The sequence below is a fragment of the Clostridium sp. SM-530-WT-3G genome (genome assembly GCF_012843905.1).
Taxonomy (GTDB): domain Bacteria; phylum Bacillota; class Clostridia; order Clostridiales; family Clostridiaceae; genus Clostridium.
In genome coordinates this window covers 1-20843 of the sequence record NZ_JABAGC010000007.1, presented here as the reverse complement: position 1 = coordinate 20843, position 20843 = coordinate 1, and the positions used below count along the sequence as shown (strand labels likewise).

19 protein-coding genes and 1 tRNA gene are annotated in these 20843 nt (G+C 27.8%); 3 read left to right on the top strand and 17 right to left on the bottom strand.

Going from position 1 to position 20843, the window contains the following annotated elements; translation table 11 throughout:
* Positions 1-22: 22 nt before the first annotated feature.
* The 8 genes from HF850_RS04470 to polA all read right to left on the bottom strand — a co-directional run bounded on the left by HF850_RS04470 (position 23) and on the right by polA (position 11082).
* On the bottom strand, positions 23-514 hold the full coding sequence (locus tag HF850_RS04470) for a TspO/MBR family protein (RefSeq protein ID WP_169104340.1): 492 nt from the start codon (positions 512-514) through the stop codon (positions 23-25).
* Between the two features lie 202 nt (positions 515-716).
* Positions 717-3005, bottom strand: coding sequence for a YhgE/Pip domain-containing protein (locus HF850_RS04465; RefSeq protein WP_169104275.1), 2289 nt, complete (start codon positions 3003-3005; stop codon positions 717-719).
* Between the two features lie 36 nt (positions 3006-3041).
* Positions 3042-5339, bottom strand: a complete 2298-nt coding sequence (locus HF850_RS04460) for a YhgE/Pip domain-containing protein (RefSeq protein WP_169104274.1) — start codon at positions 5337-5339, stop codon at positions 3042-3044.
* Positions 5340-5654: 315 nt separating this feature from the next.
* Positions 5655-6812 (bottom strand): glycosyl hydrolase family 8, encoded by a 1158-nt coding sequence (locus tag HF850_RS04455; protein ID WP_169104273.1) that lies wholly within the window; start codon positions 6810-6812, stop codon positions 5655-5657.
* Positions 6813-7014: 202 nt separating this feature from the next.
* Positions 7015-7100: transfer RNA gene (locus tag HF850_RS04450), tRNA-Leu, on the bottom strand.
* Between the two features lie 104 nt (positions 7101-7204).
* On the bottom strand, positions 7205-7834 hold the full coding sequence (locus tag HF850_RS04445) for a lytic transglycosylase domain-containing protein (RefSeq protein WP_169104339.1): 630 nt from the start codon (positions 7832-7834) through the stop codon (positions 7205-7207).
* A gap of 14 nt (positions 7835-7848) precedes the next feature.
* Positions 7849-8448, bottom strand: coding sequence for a dephospho-CoA kinase (coaE, locus tag HF850_RS04440; RefSeq protein ID WP_169104272.1), 600 nt, complete (start codon positions 8446-8448; stop codon positions 7849-7851).
* Between the two features lie 30 nt (positions 8449-8478).
* The gene (polA, locus tag HF850_RS04435) at positions 8479-11082 is read right to left on the bottom strand and encodes a DNA polymerase I (protein ID WP_169104271.1); all 2604 of its coding nucleotides are present in this window, start codon (positions 11080-11082) and stop codon (positions 8479-8481) included.
* A gap of 255 nt (positions 11083-11337) precedes the next feature.
* Here polA and HF850_RS04430 point away from each other — a divergent pair, with 255 nt between their 5' ends.
* Entirely contained in the window at positions 11338-12564 is a 1227-nt protein-coding gene (locus HF850_RS04430; RefSeq protein ID WP_169104270.1) for an aminopeptidase, read from the top strand.
* Between the two features lie 284 nt (positions 12565-12848).
* On the opposite strand, the gene HF850_RS04425 is transcribed toward HF850_RS04430, so the two are convergent.
* The 3 genes from HF850_RS04425 to HF850_RS04415 all read right to left on the bottom strand — a co-directional run bounded on the left by HF850_RS04425 (position 12849) and on the right by HF850_RS04415 (position 15485).
* Positions 12849-13316, bottom strand: a complete 468-nt coding sequence (locus HF850_RS04425; RefSeq protein ID WP_243159401.1) for a DUF3284 domain-containing protein — start codon at positions 13314-13316, stop codon at positions 12849-12851.
* Positions 13317-13483: 167 nt separating this feature from the next.
* Positions 13484-13747, bottom strand: coding sequence for a YARHG domain-containing protein (locus HF850_RS15660; protein ID WP_347564402.1), 264 nt, complete (start codon positions 13745-13747; stop codon positions 13484-13486).
* A gap of 400 nt (positions 13748-14147) precedes the next feature.
* Entirely contained in the window at positions 14148-15485 is a 1338-nt protein-coding gene (locus tag HF850_RS04415) for an MATE family efflux transporter (RefSeq protein WP_169104269.1), read from the bottom strand.
* A 143-nt stretch (positions 15486-15628) separates the two neighbouring features.
* Here HF850_RS04415 and HF850_RS04410 point away from each other — a divergent pair, with 143 nt between their 5' ends.
* Complete coding sequence (locus HF850_RS04410) at positions 15629-16261, top strand: cyclic nucleotide-binding domain-containing protein (protein WP_169104268.1); 633 nt, start codon at positions 15629-15631, stop codon at positions 16259-16261.
* Between the two features lie 98 nt (positions 16262-16359).
* Here the strand turns inward: HF850_RS04410 and HF850_RS04405 are convergent, their stop codons facing one another.
* The 6 genes from HF850_RS04405 to HF850_RS04380 form a co-directional block, all read right to left on the bottom strand.
* Complete coding sequence (locus tag HF850_RS04405; protein WP_169104267.1) at positions 16360-16893, bottom strand: HAD domain-containing protein; 534 nt, start codon at positions 16891-16893, stop codon at positions 16360-16362.
* Between the two features lie 412 nt (positions 16894-17305).
* A complete protein-coding gene (locus HF850_RS04400; RefSeq protein WP_169104266.1) occupies positions 17306-17671 on the bottom strand; it encodes a hypothetical protein in 366 nt (121 codons plus the stop codon).
* 45 nt (positions 17672-17716) lie between these two features.
* Entirely contained in the window at positions 17717-17890 is a 174-nt protein-coding gene (locus HF850_RS04395) for a hypothetical protein (protein ID WP_169104265.1), read from the bottom strand.
* A gap of 165 nt (positions 17891-18055) precedes the next feature.
* Positions 18056-18235 (bottom strand): hypothetical protein, encoded by a 180-nt coding sequence (locus tag HF850_RS04390; protein WP_169104264.1) that lies wholly within the window; start codon positions 18233-18235, stop codon positions 18056-18058.
* A gap of 364 nt (positions 18236-18599) precedes the next feature.
* The gene (locus HF850_RS04385) at positions 18600-19232 is read right to left on the bottom strand and encodes a hypothetical protein (RefSeq protein WP_169104263.1); all 633 of its coding nucleotides are present in this window, start codon (positions 19230-19232) and stop codon (positions 18600-18602) included.
* A 249-nt stretch (positions 19233-19481) separates the two neighbouring features.
* Positions 19482-20138, bottom strand: coding sequence for a hypothetical protein (locus HF850_RS04380; RefSeq protein WP_169104262.1), 657 nt, complete (start codon positions 20136-20138; stop codon positions 19482-19484).
* A 110-nt stretch (positions 20139-20248) separates the two neighbouring features.
* Here HF850_RS04380 and HF850_RS04375 point away from each other — a divergent pair, with 110 nt between their 5' ends.
* Positions 20249-20761 (top strand): helix-turn-helix transcriptional regulator, encoded by a 513-nt coding sequence (locus tag HF850_RS04375; RefSeq protein WP_169104261.1) that lies wholly within the window; start codon positions 20249-20251, stop codon positions 20759-20761.
* Positions 20762-20843 lie beyond the last annotated feature (82 nt).

Genomic DNA, 20843 nt, shown 5'->3' with positions numbered 1-20843 from the left:
TATTTGTTAACTGAATTAATAATTACATTTCATTAAGCATCCATACATAAAAGTTAAGTACACCAGCATAAACTAACCATATTAAATATGGAATCATAAGTAGTGCTGCTTCCTTTCCTGCCTTATCATAAAATCTTTTTATTGTCAGAATTACAAAAAGAACCAAAATTATCAATTCAATAAAGGCTATTCCATAAAGCCTAAAGCCAAAGAATATAAATGGCCATAAAAAATTCAATAAAAGCTGTATTGAATAGACAAATAATGCTGAACTAACATCTATCCCTTCATATTTAAGTATATATACCTTATAAGCTGCAATCCCCATCATTATATATAATATTGTCCATACGATTGGAAATACAAAAGATGGTGGTGCAAATATTGGTTTTACAAGTTCACTGTATACACCTTTCATATTAGGCATAAATAATGATGTTATTCCACCAAATAAGAGTGGTATACCAATAGACAATACAAGTGGTATAAACCTTATCTTTTTCCTATTATTCACCTTCTCCACTTATAACACCTCAATTACGTATTCATATAATTCACTTAATTATATGAATACGTAAATACTATTATGTATATATTTTTTAATTACTTAATCTAATTCTCTATTTATAATATAGCTTATTCATTTTATATTTGCTGAAATATCTTTAAACAAAAATAATAGTTTGAAATTACATCAAACTATTATTTTTACTAAATTAATGTTTTAGTATTCCACTAGAATACAATTTTTCAAATATTGGTTCGGATAATTTATTTAATAATCCTTTTAATCCTACTCCTAATACTAGGGATACTCCTGCATAAAGACATAAGAACTTAATATCCCTAATAAATATATCATATACTATTCCACCAACAATCTGTCTAATTCCACTAGTTGCATATGTAAATGGAAGAAACTTATATATTTTTTGGAATATAGGTGGCGCTACTTCTATAGGGAATACACCACCTGTTCCTGCAAGTTGTAATACAAGAAGTACAACTATGAAAGTCTTACCAACATCATCAAGAAGACTAGCCGCAGTATATATGATTATAGTAAATACAATACTTACAAATATACAATATACTACAAACATAACAGGATGTACTGCATAAACCCCTAGGAAACTAACTGCTCCAACTCCTGCAACTATAGCTTCTAATATTGCAAATGTAAGGAATGTTAACATCTTTCCAAAGTAAACTTCATAATTTTTTAATGGTATTCCTTCATCTAATTCATCCACATGGAATGATAACAATGCTGCACCTATAAGTGCCCCAACCCATAAACATAAAATAGTGTAGAATGGTGCACTTGATGAACCATAATTAGGTATTGGGAATAATCTATTATCTTGAACTTCAATTGGAGAAGCCAAGAAATTACTTTGTGCCTTCCAGTCATTTGTTATCATATCTAAAAGTTCATCGAATTTCCCATTATCATCAAATTCCTTAAGCTTATCAGATATTTCACCAACTTTATCTTTTAAATCTGGGAATTTCTCTTTTAATTTATTTAATTGTTCTTGTGAATAATCAGTAACATTATATGTTGAATTTAACACATCTTGTAATTGTGGTAATGTATCATTTGCTTCTTTAACTATTGACATACTATTATCTATTATTACTCTTACAGAATCAAATGCATTGGTAATTCCATTAACTATTTCTGAATCATAGCTATCTAATACATCACTTACTAAAGAATCTGCTTCATCAACTAATTCTCTTGTATCAGTTAATGTTTGTGTATCTAATCCGCCACCATTTTTAATATCATCTAATTTCTCGTTACATTTTTTTATTAATAAATCAAGCTTATCATCAGCTTTATCTAATACATTAATAATATTATCTATACTTTTATTAATCTTTTTAAAACTATCCTTCATATCATCAAAAGATTCATATTGCGCATTAATATCATCTTTTATTTGATTTAATGTTGGATCATCTCCAATATTTAGATTAAGATCAGGCAAATTATAATCTATAAGTTTATTTAAAAATTTCTTAATATTAGTAAGCTTATCCTTTGTTGATTTTGCAGTTGCCTTAGTAGCTTCTGCTGTATCTCTTACATCTATAAGAGTTTTTTCTGCAACTTCTGGAATTATGTTTTCATCAAGATTTTTTAGTTTTACACTTGTATTATCAAGAGCAGTTTGTGATAAAACTAAATCCTGCTTTATGCTAGGCGATATATCAGACAATTCATTCTGAGTAGTATCTAAAAATTCCTTACTATTATTTAAGAAATCATTAGTTGTTCCAAGTGTATCAGATATTGTTGGAATTAATTCACTAGTTTTATTTAGTAAATTATTTATCTGATCAGTTCCACTTATAGTTTCATCTAATATATTCTCAATCTCTGGCATCTGTTCATTAAGGTCACAAACTTCATTAATTACTTTTCTTATATCACCTCTTTTGCCTTCTATCTCAATTCCTGTTTCATCTAATACTCTAAACATTATACCTGATACAGTTTTTACCACATTTTCATCAACTTGATTTCTTACAGTTTTAGCTCCTTTATCTGTTATTTTTGGTGCTATTGAATTCTTTTTTTCATTAACTGTATAGATAAGCTTGGGTTTAACAACATCTTTTTTAGCTACTGTAGTAACTTGTTCTGAGAAGTTTTCTGGAATAACTATACTTGCATAATATTTTTCTTCTAGCAATCCATTTTTAGCAGATTCTTCATCTGTGAAGACCCATCCTAGCTTATCATTACCTTTAAGCTTTTCTACTAACTCTTCACCTACATTAACATTTTGTTCTTTAAAAACAGTACCTTTATCATTGTTTACTACAGCAACTTTTAATCCTCCCGTATTTGAATATGGATCCCAAGATGCTTTAATATTTATCAGCGAATACAAAGATGGAATTATAACAAGTATAATTGCCATTATTAACGCTGCCCAATTAGTACATATTCTTTTTACATCTCTTTTATATATCCTCAATATATTTTTCATTTTTTAATACCTCTGTACTCTTAATAAGCAAAATTTTTATCCAATCAGGAATTTACTTTCTTTTAATTTTTCAGTAAACTTATCTATCCACTTATTTGTGAACTTCTTACACGTTACTCCTATTACTATAGATCCTATCATCATTCCACCAAGGATTGCCAAATCTTTTAATAGGACTGAATAAACAATTCCCATCAGCACTTGTCTCATACCACTTATAGCATATGTAAATGGTAGATATGGGAATATAACTTGATAGATTTCAGGATTAACCTCTATTGGGAAGTTACCACTTGTACCTGCAACTTGCATAACTAAAAGTACTATTCCAATAATTATTCCACCATGGGCAAATAAACTTACAGCTGTATAAATAATTGTCATAAATACTATTGACACAAAAATTGAGTAAAATACAAACATAACAGGATGAACAGCATAACTTCCTAAAATGTATAGTGCACCTAAACTTGCTATAGTAGCTTGGAATATTCCTATAAATATGAATAAAAGCCATTTACCAAAATACACTTCATACTTCTTTGGACGAGTACCATCTTCCATTTCATCCACTTCAGTTTCAAGTAAGATAGAAAGCATATATCCTCCTACCCACAAACACAATATAGTATAGAATGGTGTAACTGCACTTCCATAGTTAGGTATAGGAAACAATCTATTATCTTCTAATTCTACAGGGCTAGCCATAAAATTACTTTGAGCTTGCCAGTCATTTGTTATAAGCTCAAGCAATTCATCTACATCTTCTTTATTATCAATTTCTTTAAGTTTTTCTGCTAATTTATGAACTTGATTTCTTATATCAGGCATCTTTTCCTTTAGCTTAATTAATTCATCACGAGATTGGTCTGAAACATTTGCAAATGTACCTATAACATTTTGTATATCTGGAATAAGTTCTTCAGTCTGTCCTAACAACATTGATCCTTGTTCAGATAAATTGTTTAATGAGCTAATACTATCATTTACAAAAGGTACTACTTGTGAATCAAAATCCTCTATAGCACTTGATACATGTGTATGAACATCTGCTAATACTTTTCTAAAATCAGTAAGTTCTTGAGTGTCAAGTGGCTTTCCGTTTTCAAGATCGTTTAATTTATTATCAATTCTACTTTTTATATCATCTAATTGTTGATTTATTGTGTTTAGTCTTCCTATAATATCATTTATTGTTGCTTTTGTGTCTTTTAGATTCTTTTTAGTCTCTTTTAATAATTTAACTTGCTTATTATAAACATCCATAAGTTTGGCTATTTCTTCCTGATTTTGAATATTTTCATCAATCTTAGGTTTAGAAATTGATATATCATCTACTTTATCTATAGCTTTTGTAATGTCTTCTAATTTACTTATTACTTCGTTATTTGTAACCTTTAATGCTTTAAGTGTATCTGAAGTAGTTATAAGAGATTTCTTTGCTGTTTCAGGTAATAAATTTTCATCAACATTTTTGAGTATAACTTCTGCATCATCTAACGAACTTTCTGCTGATACTAAATTTTTCTTAATTATATCAGAATCATCATCAAAATTTCCTTGTGCATTATTAAGTCTTTCTTGACTATCATTAATAAAATCATTCCCTGTTTGGATCATATCATTTATATTGGGAATTACTGAATTTATCTTTTCTAAAAGCTCAGATACTGATACAGTTCCATCTATAGATGCATCTAATGTCTTTTCAATATCAGGCATATTTTCATCTAAATCATATACTTTATCTATAATTTTTCTAAGTTCTGGTCTGTTATTTTCTATATCTATTCCAATTTCATCACATAATCTAAACACAATACCAGTTACTGTTTTTACAATATTCTGATCCAGTTGAGTTTTAACAGTATCTACAGCAGTATCAGTTATTTTAGGCGCAACAGCATTCATCTTTTCATTAACTGTATAAATTAATTTAGGATTTTTAACATCTTTCTCAACCAAAGTAGTAACATTTTCAGAGAAATCTTCCGGAATTTCTATTGTGGCATAATATTTTTCCATAATAAGATTTTTTTTCGCTTCATCTACATTATCAACAAACTGCCAATCTATAGTGTCATTATCTTTAAGCTTATCCACCAACTGTTCTCCTAAATTAATATCCTTATCCTTAAATGTAGTTCCTTTGTCGTTATTTATAATTGCAATTTTCATTCCCTTAGTATTACCATAAGGATCCCAGTTCGCTTTTATATTTACTAAAGAATATAACGATGGAATAGCCATTATAGCAAAAACAACTATTATAGCCACCCAATTTGTAAATATATTTTTTAAATCCTTCTTGAAAATTTTGAATATATTTTTCATGTTTCATACCTCTACCGAATTCTTCTTAGAATAAATTATATCATAAAAAATGACTAATAGTCATTATTTTAAGAATTATCTTACAGTAATAAAATCCAATTGAACGTTTTTTACTCTTAATAAGAATTTTTAAACTATATTTATTAATATGTTACATGCAAAATAAAGACTATAAACTAATTTTAAAACAATCAATTTCAGTCTTTATCCATACATTTTTCTATGATTCTATAGAATCATAAAATTCTGTTATAATAATCTTTCTTCCATCCATTGTTACTGTATAATCTAAAAGATTATTCTTAATTATATTATCTATTGTTGATTTACTCTATAATATCTATATGCAAGTAAAGCATTTAAATTATCATATGAAAATACATTAGTTCCATCTTCTGAACCAAATCCCCCATATATTTTGCTACTCGTATTATTTATTTGAAACTCTTTCATTCTATCCATAGCAAACTTCTGAATTTCTTCATCGCCAATTATTGATGCAATTTGAACTATAATAGCATATACAGATGTTGATTCAAATTCTGACGAAGGAATACCTTCTTCGATATTATATGTTGCAAATACCTTTCCATTCTGTTGAAATTCTTTTCTTATCCATTCAACTGTAGTACTTACATCTTGACCTTCTTGAAGTTTATTTAACACTACTATCATAGACAACAATGTATCAGCATCAGCATTTTCATCATAAGTATTAGTATTTCTATAATATGTTTTTCTGTACAAAGGAAGTTTATCACTTATGTATCCACTATTTAAAATTTCAATACTCTTATCATATACTTTTTTCCACTTAAAATAATCCAAATTTGCAAGCATCCTTAATGTTGGAAGATCAAGATAACATAATGTAGTTGTATCACTTTTGTTATACCCATCATAAAAATCGGTAAGTACATAATTTTCTTTATCTAAGGATTCTTTTTGAATACCATCTGCTATCTTTAATGCAAATTTTCTATAATTTTTATCATTCCACTTTTCATCTGCAAGTAGAAGAGCTTTTATTACCCTTAAATCATCTATTGTAGCTGAAGTATTTGTTTCTTCACCTCCATTTACTCTCCAGCTCAACAAATTGTTGGGAAGCATCATATTATTTTTTATATAATCAAGAGTAATATCAAAATTATCCCTATTATTTTTTTCTAAATCATATAAAAGCATTATTCCTTGTGATTCTGAGAGTACTGCATGGCCTTTTGTTATATCACCATCAGAGCTTTCATTAATATAATTAGTATATACTCCTCCATCCTGACTGCTAAGCTTATTGTTTACAAAATTCAGAAGCACCTTTTCACCATTTGTTTCTTCTACATTAAACCACATCTTTGCGCTATATATCTTTCTATAATACGGTGCTATATTATAATATACTATTCCACCTGATATAAATAGTACAAGTAATATTGAAATAATTATAAATATTGGCTTTTTATTATTTTTCATGTTCCTCTCCAATTCAAATAAAATTAATATTCATACTAATATAACTGAAAATTATTATATCATAAATATCTTTTAATAATTTTAAAAGAACTATTTACTATTTCTTTGTCAAAACAAAAAAATAAGCACACAGGCCTTGTTTACTTTTAACAAATAAGCCTGTGCGCTTTTTTACGAATTGGGAAATACTAAACCCTTGAATTGGTGCAAGTGATGGGACTTGAACCCATACGCCTTGAAAGCACAGGCTCCTTAAACCTGCGTGTCTGCCGATTCCACCACACTTGCAAAATGATTACCTATAAATAATAATCCTTTTTTAAATTAATTTCAAGCTTTTTACCTCAATAATTAAATAAAATAATAATTAAATTTAATTATTGAGGCAATTCCTAATATACATTTGAAAAATGAACATTTAATATACCTTGAATTAATTCCAGTATTTTATCTACATCAAAGTGCCGATTATTTTCTCCATAAAGATATTCATACACACTATAATAAGTATTAACTTTATCCACATATTTCTTAGTTTCTCCAAAAGGAATATAATCTAATGTCTTTCCATCTTTTGAATATTTTTTATCACTTAACCAATTCTGAACATTCGTAGGTCCAGCATTATATGCAGCAACAATAAAATCTCTATTACCATTAAACATGTCACTTAGATATCTTAAGTACCAGCATCCCATTCGTATATTATACTTTTCATCATATAAATCTTGTTTATTAAATGAAGTATATCCCATTTGTTTAGCCGCCCATTCACCAGTTTCTACTGTTATCTGCATAAGACCTATAGCATTCTTATGTGAATGAGCATTATCATCAAAGTTACTTTCAGTTTTAATTACTGCTAGTATAAAAAATGGATCTAAATCATATTCCTTTGCATATTGATTTACATATTCAGGGTATTTGTAAGGAAAAAGTTTTTCTTTTACTATATATTTAAAACCTGCTGCAATTATAAATAATACTATCAGCAGACATAAAATCTTTTTTAGGAACTTCATCATTTTCTCCTTACTTAACTTACTAATTTCATAAAATCAATTAAATCATAAACCTGCTTCTGTGTTTCAATAAGTTCATTATTGTTATCTATAATTATATTAGCAAATTCTTTTTTCTGCTCTACAGGCATTTGAGCATTTATCCTGCTTACAGCCTCTGACTTAGTTAATTTATCTCTGCTCATTATTCTCTGAATCTGAACTGAATTATCTGCACACACAAGTATTACATAATCCATATCTTCATGCATCTTATTTTCTATTAATGTAGGTGCATCTAAAACAACAAGCTTTTCTCCGTTCTTTTCATGTTGTTCAAATTCTTTATCTATAGTTTCCTTAATGTAAGGCATTATTATAGATTCATACTTTACTCTCTGCTTAGGAAATCTAAATATGTGATTTCCAAATTCTCTTCTTCTAAATTCTCCTCTCCAGTCAAAGAATCCAGAACCAAATTCAGCACGTATCGTATCATATATAGAAGGATTTTTCTCAAGAACTTCCCTCGCAATAAGGTCAGCATCAATTACTTTTATACCTTCACTTATAAATATTTTAGATACTGTACTTTTTCCAGTGCCTATTCCTCCTGTAAGTCCAAATTTAATCATTTTACCTAAACCACCCTTTTTATTCTACTACTATTTAGCTTCATACCATGTATAACCGCTATTGAAATCTACATCTAAAGCTACACTTAGCTTTATTGCATTTTCCATTTCTGATATAACTAGTTCCTTAACAGTATCAAATTCATCCTTCTTAACATTCAAAATAAGTTCATCGTGTACTTGAAGTATTAATTCACTCTTAAGATTTTTTTCCTTAAGCTTATTATATACATTAACCATTGCTAATTTAATTATATCAGCTGCACTACCTTGAATTGGTGCATTCATGGCAAGTCTTTCACCAAGTGCTTTAACAATTTTATTAGATGATTTTATTTCTGGAATAAATCTTCTTCTATTTAAAATAGTAAGAACATAACCCTTATCTTTTGCTTCATTTACAACATCTTCAAGGTATCCTTTTATCTTTGGATATCTTTCAAAATATATTGACATATATTCTTCAGCTTCTTTTTTACTTATCTTTAAATCTTGGGCTAAACTAAATGCACTTATTCCATATACTATACCAAAATTAACTGCTTTTGCTCTACTTCTCATCAGTGGTGTAACTTCATCAACTGGTACTTTAAATACTTCCGATGCAGTTTTAGTATGAATATCACTATGATGTTTAAAAGCATCTATCATATTAGTATCATTTGCAATATGTGCTAAAACTCTAAGTTCTATTTGAGAGTAATCACATGAAGCAAGGATATCTCCCTCTTCCATTGGGATAAATACTTTTCTTATTTCCTTACCCATCTCATGTCTTACAGGAATATTTTGAAGATTTGGTTCTGTACTTGATAATCTTCCTGTAGTAGTAACAGTTTGATTAAAGTTAGAATGAATCTTTCCATCTTCATCAATTACATTTTTAAGACCTTCAACATAAGTAGAATTAATCTTTGTAATTTGTCTGTAATACATTATCTTAGGTATTATCTCATGTTTATCCATAAGTTTCTCTAAAACTTCCTGGTTAGTTGAATATCCAGTCTTAGTTTTCTTAATGACTGGTAAATCAAGTTTTTCAAATAAAATCTTTCCAAGCTGCTTTGGTGAACTTATATTAAATTCTTCATCTGCTAATTTATAAATTTCTGATTGAGTTTCTTCAATTTCTTTTTTAAATTTAACTTGAAGTTCATCTAACATCTCCGCATTTATGTTAAATCCTGAACTTTCCATAGATGAAAGAACATATATTAGTGGATGTTCTACATTATAATAAAGTTCATCCATATTTTCATCATGTATTTTATCTTTTAATATGTTATAAATTTCAGGCAGATAACTTACAAGTATTCCTTTTAGATTTACTCCTTCTCCACCTGGATTATCTCCAATATATTGATTTACAAGTTCTAATATTTCATATTTACTTTTTGATGAATCTATTAAATATGCAGCTATTGCTGTATCAAAATCAAACCCTTTTATTTTTATATTATTTTTATTTAAAAACGTTACAAGGTTCTTTCCATCATGAATTACTTTATTTATAGAATCATCTTCCATTAATCCTTTTAATAAATTTATAGCCTCTTCCCTTGCAGATAAACTTATTACTTTAAAATCTATAATATAGCCTTTGTTTTCTTTTCCTAAGAATAAGTATTCTAAATCAAGCTTAGAATATTTTGATGCATTATTTAATGTATAGTCTATAAATATTCTATTCTTAACTTGTTCTATTAAATCTTTCAATCCCTCAATACTATCTATATTCTCAATTTCTACATTACATTCTTCTGGCTCATCATCAGTTTTAAATTTTGAAAGAACTGATTTCATTTCAAGCTTTAAAAGCATCTTCTTAATTTCAGCCATATCTTCTTTATCCATAGTAGTTATATCTTCTACTGTAAGTTCTACTGGTACTTCTCTCATTATTGTAGCAAGCTTTTTCGAGAATATTGCCTGATCCATATTATTTTCAAGATTTTCTTTAAGTTTTTTTCCTGAAATATTATCAATATTCTTTAATACTTCTTCAATACTTCCATATTCTTTTATTAACTTAAAAGCTGTTTTTTCACCTACTCCTGGTACCCCTGGAATATTATCTGATTTATCTCCCATAAGACCTTTTACATCTATAAATTGAGTTGGTGTAACTTCATATTCTTTTATAAATGATTCTTCATCATAAACTGCAGTTTCTGTAACACCTTTTTTAGTTATCACAACCTTAGTTCTTTCTGAAGCAAGCTGAAGTGCATCTTTATCTCCTGTAACTACAAATACTTCAACATCATTTTCTTCTGCAAATTTAGAAATAGTACCAATTAAATCGTCTGCTTCAAAACCTTCAATTTCAAATATTTTAATCCCCATAAGCTTTAATAAATCCTTTATTAAAGGAAATTGTTCATAAAGCTCTGGAGCCATTTTCTTTCTACCCGCCTTATATTCAGCATATTCTTTATGTCTAAATGTAGGTGCCTTTAAATCAAATGTTGCAATTATGCTATCTGGTTGTATTTCTTCTTTCATCTTAAATAGCATATTCATAAAACCATAAATGGCATTAGTATGTATCCCATCACTATTTGTTAACGGAGGCAATGCAAAAAAAGCCCTATTCATAAGTGAGTTCGAATCCAAAATTAATAACCTTTTCATAATATCCTCCTAAACATTAATTTAACTTCTTTTAACATAGTCAGGAACTAATTATTTATTCCCTATGCTGCTATTATGTAATTTTCACCTTATTTAAAGTTATTATTCATTTCATTATACTATATTTTTTTAAACAAAGTATATATTTATTAAACTAAGAGTAAATAAAATTACAATTAATACCCCCTGATTGATAAAACTACTAAATAGTGTAATAATATCTTTATATTATTAATATTTACGAGAGGTGAAAAAATGTTCAAAGAATTACTATCAAAATATGCTAAACTAGCAGTAGTAAAAGGTATAAACCTTCAAAAGGATGGACTTTTAGTTATAAATAGCCCTATAGATTGTAGTGAATTTGCAAGAATGATTGCAGAAGAAGCATATAAAGTTGGTGCTTCAGATGTTATTATTAATTATAGTGATGAAAAATTTAATAGAATAAGATTTAGTAATGCATCAACTGAAACACTTTCTTTCACACCAGAGTTTGAAAAAGATAAATATGATTACTATGTTGAAAAAGGTGCTTCATTTTTAAGTATATCTGCATCTGATCCTGATATATTAAAGGGAATTGATCCTTCTAAAATATCTGCAGTTCAAAAAAGCAGACGTACTGCATTAAAAAATTATCATGATGCATGTATTTCAAATAAAAACAAATGGTGTATAGTATCAATCCCTACTGAAAGCTGGGCAAAAAAAGTATTTCCGGACTGCTCTTCAGAAGATGCTGTTAAAAAATTATGGGATGCAATATTTACAGTAATGAGAATTAAAGAAGACGATCCAATTGAAGCATGGAACAAACATGTTAACCTTCTTCATCAAAAAGTTAAAGAATTGAATGAACATAATTTCGAATACCTTCACTTCAAAAACTCTCTTGGAACTGATTTGAAAGTAGGACTTGTAAAAAGTCATATTTGGTGTGGAGGAGAAGATGTTTCATTAGATAATGTAAAATTCATTGCCAATATGCCTACTGAAGAAATATTTACTACTCCAAAAATGGATGATGTAAATGGTACAGTATTTAGTTCAAAACCATTAAGCTATTGTGGAAATTTAATAAATAACTTTTCTATAACATTTAAAGATGGTGAAGCTGTAGATTGCACTGCTGAAACTGGATTAGACGTATTAAAAGAATTAATAAATACTGATGAAGGTTCTAAGAGATTAGGCGAAGTTGCTCTTGTACCTTATGATTCACCTATTTCAAAGTCAAATATAATCTTCTTTAATACTTTATATGATGAAAATGCTTCATGCCACTTAGCATTAGGTTCATCTTATCCATCATGTATAAAAGACGGTGACAAAATGACTGAAGAAGAATCATTAAAAGCAAAAGCTAATTCTTCATTAACTCATGTAGACTTTATGATTGGAACTAAAGACACTGAAATAGTTGGTATAAAATTTGATGGAACAGAAATTCCCGTATTCAAAAACGGCAACTGGGTATAAGTGAGACTCTAAATTTTATATTTAGTCAGTCGAACTTACTCAGTGAGCGAATGCGAATCGAGTTTCCATTAATACTCCAAAACTTGTTTTGGTTAGTCGAACTTAAGTAACAGTCTAAATCTTTGATTTAGCAATTGGAACTTACTCTGTGAGTACTCAGCCAAAGGTAATCAAGCAACTTTTACACTAAATAGTAAAGAGAAGATAAAAATTAGAATCTTTTATCTTCTCTTCATTTTTCTATCAGCAAAATTTAAAATAACTACTCTAAATCAAAGTATAAATTAATTAACTGCCTCTTCTTTAGGTGTGCTTCTTTCTAAATTCTCATGATATCTTTTAAGCTCATTATTTATACTTTCAATTATATTGTTAAAGGATGCCTTAAATCTTTGTCTTGCTAAAAATCTTTGAAACAGTAAAGTCATAAACTGCATAAACTTAGGTGTACTCTGTGTCTCCTTTAATGTTAAGAGAGTTGTTCCGTTTGTTTGAGGTTTAAATGTATATGTAGAAACACATTTTGAATACTTGTTAGATGTTGTTATTTCGTACTTCAGGTTCTTTTTATAACCTGTTATTTCAATATTACATCTTATAGTCTTCTTTCCTCCAGTTGTAATATCCTTAACCATTTTACATCCTACAGCATTATCTTCTCTAAAGTCTTTAAAATCCCTCTTAGCATTATTATTAAAGATATTAAACACTTCTTCAACCTTATAATTTACTACTCCCGACATTTTCATCATTTATTCCTCCCATACTATATACTTTTCATTACCTTATTTTTTAAAGAACTTAACCCTTATTATATCCCATTTTTTACTAAAGATCTATTTTAAAGCCCAATATTTGCATATAAAAACAGAGCATATAAAACACTCTGTCTTTCTAATATTTATCTAAACCAAAACTCTTACCACTTTATCCCTCGTCTGTCTTCTTCCTTTTTAATCAGGTCAACATTGTATATTTCAACAGAATTTAAATTGATACTACTCTCACTAGAATATCTTGGTACATACCAATTTTGAGATTCAAAATATCTTCTAAACTGTTCTAACTTAAATATATATCCATGCCTAGCATAAATTTCGTTTCTGGCTATTCCAAGCTCATAGTTACTTAAACTCTGTATCTGTCCTTTGCTTAAGTAAGTGTCACTACTCTGTGGAAATATATAGCTATTGCTATAATATACAGAAGAAGGTATGGTTTCTTTAACAATAACTACTGAATCAGGTTTAGTATTATTATTTACATTAATATTAATGTCTTTATTATTAGATTTCTGTTCCTCGACTTCCTTTTTAACCTGCTCTTTTATCTGTTTCTCCTGTTCTTCTTTCTTCTTATTTTCTTCTTCAATTTATAATACGTTAATAATTAGTATAGAAAGAGGTGTATATATTTGAAATTTGCTGATTGAATAAGATATATATCTTATATACTTAAAATAAATATAAAAGAAGTAATATCTAAAGAGATTCTAGTAAACAATAATTTTCCATCTAATCTCTTATATATTACTTCTTAATTTTATTTACATTACTTTTTACCTCATCTGTTAATCTTATCGATTAATTATCATGAGTAAAAAGTTCTTTAAATGTTATTTTAAATAATATCATAGCTAAAATAAACGTAATAACATCCGCACAAGTCTGAGACCATATTACTCCTGAATATCCAAATAGTCTTCTTAAAATAAGTACTGTAGGAACAAATATTACCCCTTGTCTTCCAATTGATAAAATCATTGCTGGAAAAGCCTTTCCTGCTGACTGAAACATTACTGTAGCTAATAGAATTACGCTGATAAGTGGTGTAGATATAAGCATAATTCTAAGCATTAATGCTCCTGATTCAATTATAGACTTATCTCCAATAAATCCTGCTGTAATATACCCTGCCATAACCATAAGTATTAATGCCATTATAATTGATAATATGCCCTGAAAAATAAAACTGAATTTTAAAACTTCCTTAAGTCTTTTTTTATTTCCAGCTCCATAGTTATATCCCATTAAAGGCTGAGCACCAAAAGAAAATCCTACAAGAACTAAAACAACTATCATACTTACTTTCATTGCAATACCCATAGCTGCTATCTTATCATTTCCATATGAATATAATGATCTGTTCATAGCCATTATCCCTATACTCTGCATTATATTAGTAAGAGCTGCTGGAACACCGATTACAAATATATCTTTCATTTCACCAGCATTTACACGACATTTATTAAACGCTATAGTAAGCTTCTTACTTCTCTTTAATACTATGTAAATATAAAAGATGTCTGCTGCTATATTACCTATAACAGTTGCTATTGCTGCTCCAGATACACCCATATTTAAAACTAAAATAAATATAGGATCTAGAATTATATTTACAACAGTTCCAAGAATACTTCCAACCATAACTTCTTTAGCAAGACCTTCGGTTCTTATAATATTTGAAGGAGCTAATGAAAATATGATAAATGGAGCACCAAATGCAATATATTTATAATACTTAGAAGCAAATACATATGTAGCTTCATCTGTTCCCAGGATTTTTAATGCACTATGAGAAAATACAAGCATTAAAATAGTAACTATAATTCCACAAAAGAATGCTGAATAAAAACAAAATGAACTTATACGTTTTGCGTCATCATTTCTTTTTTGTCCAAAAAGTCTTGATATAACTGAACTTCCTCCAAGACCAAATATATCACCTAACGCTATCATAAGAGTATATAATGGAGCACAAAGTGATACAGCTGCCACTTGATTTGCGTCACCAGTCTGACCTATAAAATATGTATCTGCCATATTATAAATAAGTGTCACAATCATACTGAACACTACTGGCAGTGCAAATTTAAAATACGCTTTTCTCACAGGAGCATTTTCAAATAAATTTTCTTCCATGTATAACATCCTTTCTTAAATCCTAATAATAAACATAAAAACACCAACATATTATGTTTATAATAATATGTTGCCTTAAAAGTCCATTGTTAATAATATGAAATTTTGTTGAAAATAAATATGACACATGTCACAATATAAATATGAAAAAAATAAATGATAAAAAATTATTAGCAAAATACATATCTAAATATAAAATAAGTGAATGCTTTTCAGATTTCAAAATGATAAAAACAGAACTGGTCCAGTATGAAAAAGGAGAATTTATATATATGGAAGGAAATAAGATTAAGGACCTTCTTTTCTTTGTAGATGGAAGAATAGAAATATATAATTTATCTAGAAACGGAAATGGATTCACCATAGCATACTGCGAACCCCTAGGCTTTTTAGGAGATATGGAATACCTAGCTGAAATACCTACACCTAATAATGTAGAGGCACTTACTACAATTACATGCATAGCAATCCCCCTTAAGGCTAACAAGCATATACTTGAAAATGATATAAAATTCTATAAGTTTCTTTCAAAAACACTTGTAAATAAAACATTAGGACTAAGTCAAAGTATTTGCAATGAAAAAGTTCCATCAATCGAAAAACTAAAAAGTTATCTCGAACTGATTGGAAAAAATCATATTATTGATACTAACTTAAATGAAATTGCACAAAGTATAGGAATAAGCTATAGACAGTTAATGCGCCATATGAATCGTTTATGTGAGGCTGGTTATTTATCAAAAGGAGAAAAGAAAGGTGTGTACATAATGAAATAATTTTATGTTATTACTTGCTAATTGCTGTTAAATAATCATATCATGTATACTAAGATAATAACTAAATATCAATTAGCATAATAAAAACACAGTCCATTTTATTTTTTAATATGTGCTGTGTTTTTGTTATCTAAGTATTCATTTTCCAATATATTTATAGCCAGTATCTTTTTATCATCATCAAAACCATAATAATCATTACATAAAACAAGATGATCTTCTAAACCAAACATGTCATCTTCATCATCTAAAATAATATATTTATTGACTTTTTTCTCATTATCATCAATCCATTTTTTGATTTCATCTCCTCTTGTTGTGCTGAAACTTGGAGTCTTGCCTATAATCCTATCTTCAATATGATATTTTCTGAAGTTCCTCAAAATTTCTGACCAATAGATTGTATCTTTTTCAATCCTCCAAGAAGATGAAATTACAACATATGCATCATATTGTAAAATAATTTCTTTTAAATTCCTCATACATTGTTTATCAAAATAAAATTGATGATAAAAAGTACTTTTTCCATCTCTTTGTTCCTGAAGATCTTGATTCCTTCCTGTATTTAAAACACCATCAATATCTAAAAATACTATGTTAATTTTATCCCCCTCATTTTTTATAAAGTTCACTATTATTGCACTTCCTAAAAATAAAAACAAATCTTAAAATAAGTCTTGTCCTTTTACTATCAAATCTAGTGTTAATGTCATTTAAGAAAAAAAGCTAAATATGAGTTAGCATAATAAAACACAGTCCAGTCTTAAATATATCTGTAAAATTATTCATTTATAAGTAACCTCCATTAATATTTTATATATTATGTGAAATTAATTCTAAATCTCTACCAATTTCTTGTTTTTAATTATTTAATTTCACCTCTACTAATAGTTGTCTATACCAGGTCTTTTACTACATCTTCAACATTAATTACTATTTACCTTTTGTCACTTCTAACTACAATAGAATATTTTATACTATCATCTTTAAGCTACCCCTAAATACTTAGAGTGTTGTTTGTTTAAATGCTGCCTTTATATTCTGCTAACACTCAATCATAATCTCGAATATATCCTCAAATTTAGCATATTCATGGAGATTTTCATAGTTTCTCTTTTCTGCTGTACAATCTGATGTTATCATAATCGCATATTCCTCACTGAATATTGCACCTATAACACCTTCGCCATACTTTAACTTCATTATATTGTCTAAAATAATATTTTCATCAACATCCATTTTTGCATCAGTTAGCCTAATACCATGAATCATTTTAACTTTGTTATCATATTCTGAATAGTAAAACACTTTACCAGTTTCCTTTTCTACATATAGTGTAAGAAAGACTCCCTCACCTAAAAGTGCGCCACATACTCCTATTGCTCCATTTGTAGATATCTCCATTTTCATTCACTATCCCTCCAGTATATAATTTCTATATATAATTTAAAATAATTATTTACTATTATTAAAAATAAGTTCATCCAGTGTTACAGAAAAAAAGTTATTAACATCAATCCCCACATTGAATCTACAAGATATTTCAGATATTTTATTATTATGTATATGTCCAAATAAATGGTAACTGCCGTGATATCTATTATTCCAATCTTCAAGTGGATAGTACATTAAAACTACTCTTCTCTTGTTATCTATTATTTCTTTATAAATGCTGCATTCCTCAAAAAGTTCATTGAATTCTTTATACTTAAGCAGTCTCCAGTCATGATTTCCTTTTATTAATATTTTATGCCCTTTTAGATTCTTAACTAAATCAATTATATTAAATACTTCTTACTTCTTTCTTGGAAATCCTATATCTCCTAATATATATACTATGTCATTATCATTGATTTTTTTATTCCAATTATCTTTAATTGTTTCATTCATATTTTCTATATCAAGAAATGGTCTATTGCTTTTCTTAAGTAAATTTATATGGCATAAATGAAGATCACTTGTATAATAAATCAACGACTTCACCTCTTTATATTTCTTTGTAATTTCGTATGTTTATTCTAATAGTTTGTTTCGTATTTTGTATATATAAATTATGCAGACTGCACAGCTTTGAGGAAATTATAAGATAATCTATACTAGCTCTATTAACCTTTACCAAAGATTTTAAAGAAATTTGCTTTTTAAGATTTGAATTTTAATAGAAAAAGCTTTAATCGTTGATCTGTAATGATTAATATTTAACATTTAAACTTTCAATATATTCCTACATCTCAATTTTTGAGAAGTCTCTCTTCATTATATATCACGCTTATTAACCTATAAGCATAGGAGTATAGAATTTATAATTTTCGTGCAGCCTGCAAAGTAATATCAAAACCTAATCTGGAATACTGATTTGTGTTATTGCATTTGATTCACTTAATACATAATCTACATTATTTTCAAAGTCCTCGATTTCCTTTGTAAGCTTTTCAATTTTATCAGCTATATTAATTCCATCTACAAATATCCATTCATTGTTATCTTTATACTGTTGTATAAAATCTTGAAATCCGCTGATTTTATTTTGCTTATCAGATCCAAGCATAACTTTAATCTGTTCATCTATTTTTTCATTAACTTCTTCATTATTATTTGATATGACCTTTTTACAATAGTTGTAATCACTTTTCAGTCTAGTAAGTAATTTTTTCTTTATTTCAACTATCTTTTTTGCCTCTATAGCTTCAGCAACAGTATATTTAACACCGCCTATGGTAACTTCTGTTTTTGAATTTGATAAAACAATAAGCTTTTTTATTAAGGCACGTCTTTTAATTAAGTCAGTAATAGCTTGATAATCTGCAACTGCCTTGGAAATAAACTCATCATCCTGTAATGTTGTGTTATAAACAAATTTTGCAGCCTTCCCTTTAATACCTATGAAATCACTATTGGCTATTCTTTTTTCAATTCTTTTATCTAAAAGCTTCAATTCAGCCAATGCCCTATGTATACTCATCTTTGCCATATAAAAATCCTCCTTACAAAAGTTTCATTATCATATTGATATTACAATAGTAATTAACTTTCATATATTATTTAATATCAATTTGAAATATTTTATAAATGTTTATTTAGACTTTCATAACTTCTTTTTTACAATAAGAAATTTGATGTTATCATAACCAAGTAATATTTCCCCAATATGACTCCCATTACTAATTGTTCATAATTGTCATTTAATCGTATAACTGTTTAAATTTATCTTAACGCTCTTTTAGCTTTCCGCATAATATCTAGCTCCCATCTGAATTATTTCAAAATAATAACATTGACCTACCGAATTATTATGAAGATATGAATCCTGTGCTCTAATATATATACTATGAACATCTCTGTAAAATATCTCTTCGCTTTTCACAAAAGTGTCATAAAATTGGTCAACCTCACATTTAAAATATTCCATAACTCTATTTTCTAGTATTCTAATATATTTGTCATAATCTGAAACAAAACGAGGCATTTTAGGGCACCACTCATCATCATCACAATCTCTTAAATATGTTGTATTAAAAGATTTATATATAAATTTATTATTGTGTACCTTATCGTGTGTGCACTTCTTTAATTCACTCAATGAATAACTTAGCCTTTTCATTTCTTCAGTAATATAGCCATCAACTTTTGATATTTTAATATAAGGCTCATAATAATATTTTTTTAATATCCCTACTGTATATCCTAATTTCAAATATAAAGTTCCATCAGTTGATTTTAAAGTATCATCAATTAATTTTATTATTTTTTCCTCATTGTTTAAATCATCATATATATCACATATTACGTTAATCTTTCCAATTTCCTCCTTATAATTCCTTTGACGAATTTTCATTCCTCTTGGATACATTATAAGTTCTTTCCATAATTTTATCAAGTACTTTTTTATTTTATAGAAATTTTTTTAACTTTCTCTGAAAAACATTTTAATGTTATAATTTTATTGATATATTATTGAATTATTAATACATAAAAGGGGAATCTAATATGAGTAAATTAATAGGTAATTTTATAGGTAAACTTAGACAAGATAAAAAATTATCTCAACAGGAATTGGCAGACTTAATAGGCCTATCACAAACTAGTATGCAGAGATATGAATCTGGGCAAAGAGAGCCATCTATTAAAGTATTAAAAAAAATTTCAGAAATTCTTGAAGTTCCTTTATCTACCATAGTAATGCAAGATAGAAATTCTCAACTATATAAAGATGTTTGTGCTATCAATGATTCAGATGATTCTGATTGGTTTCAAAAAATTATCAATGCAGACATAGCTTTTATCACTCTCTGTAACTATTGGGGATTTCAATTAAAGACTTTAAGTGATCCTGAAGATCCATCATTAACTGATGATCATAAAATTATATATATCGATAAAAACAATATATCTCAAGAATTCATCCTAACTTATGAAAGCTATAGAAATTTATTTAATTCTGTTGGAAAATGCATTGAAAAAGAAATACTCTATTCAAAATTTCATGATTCTTTAGACTAATATTTAATCGAGTAGGAGGTAGACAATTATTTTGTCTACCGACCTCTCAGTCGAGTAAATAAGAGGAATTGCACCTCAAACT

Excerpts from the sequence above, each read along its gene's own strand:
- HF850_RS04445 (WP_169104339.1), bottom strand. The coding sequence starts at position 7,834 with ATGAAGTTCCTAAAAAAGATTTTATGTCTGCTGATAGTATTATTTATA.
- HF850_RS04430 (WP_169104270.1), top strand. The coding sequence starts at position 11,338 with ATGTTCAAAGAATTACTATCAAAATATGCTAAACTAGCAGTAGTAAAA.
- HF850_RS04375 (WP_169104261.1), top strand. The coding sequence starts at position 20,249 with ATGAGTAAATTAATAGGTAATTTTATAGGTAAACTTAGACAAGATAAA.
- HF850_RS04395 (WP_169104265.1), bottom strand. The coding sequence starts at position 17,890 with ATGTACTATCCACTTGAAGATTGGAATAATAGATATCACGGCAGTTAC.
- HF850_RS04415 (WP_169104269.1), bottom strand. The coding sequence starts at position 15,485 with ATGGAAGAAAATTTATTTGAAAATGCTCCTGTGAGAAAAGCGTATTTT.
- HF850_RS04425 (WP_243159401.1), bottom strand. The coding sequence starts at position 13,316 with ATGATGAAAATGTCGGGAGTAGTAAATTATAAGGTTGAAGAAGTGTTT.
- polA (WP_169104271.1), bottom strand. The coding sequence starts at position 11,082 with ATGAAAAGGTTATTAATTTTGGATTCGAACTCACTTATGAATAGGGCT.
- HF850_RS04465 (WP_169104275.1), bottom strand. The coding sequence starts at position 3,005 with ATGAAAAATATATTGAGGATATATAAAAGAGATGTAAAAAGAATATGT.
- HF850_RS04410 (WP_169104268.1), top strand. The coding sequence starts at position 15,629 with ATGAAAAAAATAAATGATAAAAAATTATTAGCAAAATACATATCTAAA.
- HF850_RS04385 (WP_169104263.1), bottom strand. The coding sequence starts at position 19,232 with ATGGCAAAGATGAGTATACATAGGGCATTGGCTGAATTGAAGCTTTTA.
- HF850_RS04455 (WP_169104273.1), bottom strand. The coding sequence starts at position 6,812 with ATGAAAAATAATAAAAAGCCAATATTTATAATTATTTCAATATTACTT.
- HF850_RS04460 (WP_169104274.1), bottom strand. The coding sequence starts at position 5,339 with ATGAAAAATATATTCAAAATTTTCAAGAAGGATTTAAAAAATATATTT.
- HF850_RS04400 (WP_169104266.1), bottom strand. The coding sequence starts at position 17,671 with ATGAAAATGGAGATATCTACAAATGGAGCAATAGGAGTATGTGGCGCA.
- coaE (WP_169104272.1), bottom strand. The coding sequence starts at position 8,448 with ATGATTAAATTTGGACTTACAGGAGGAATAGGCACTGGAAAAAGTACA.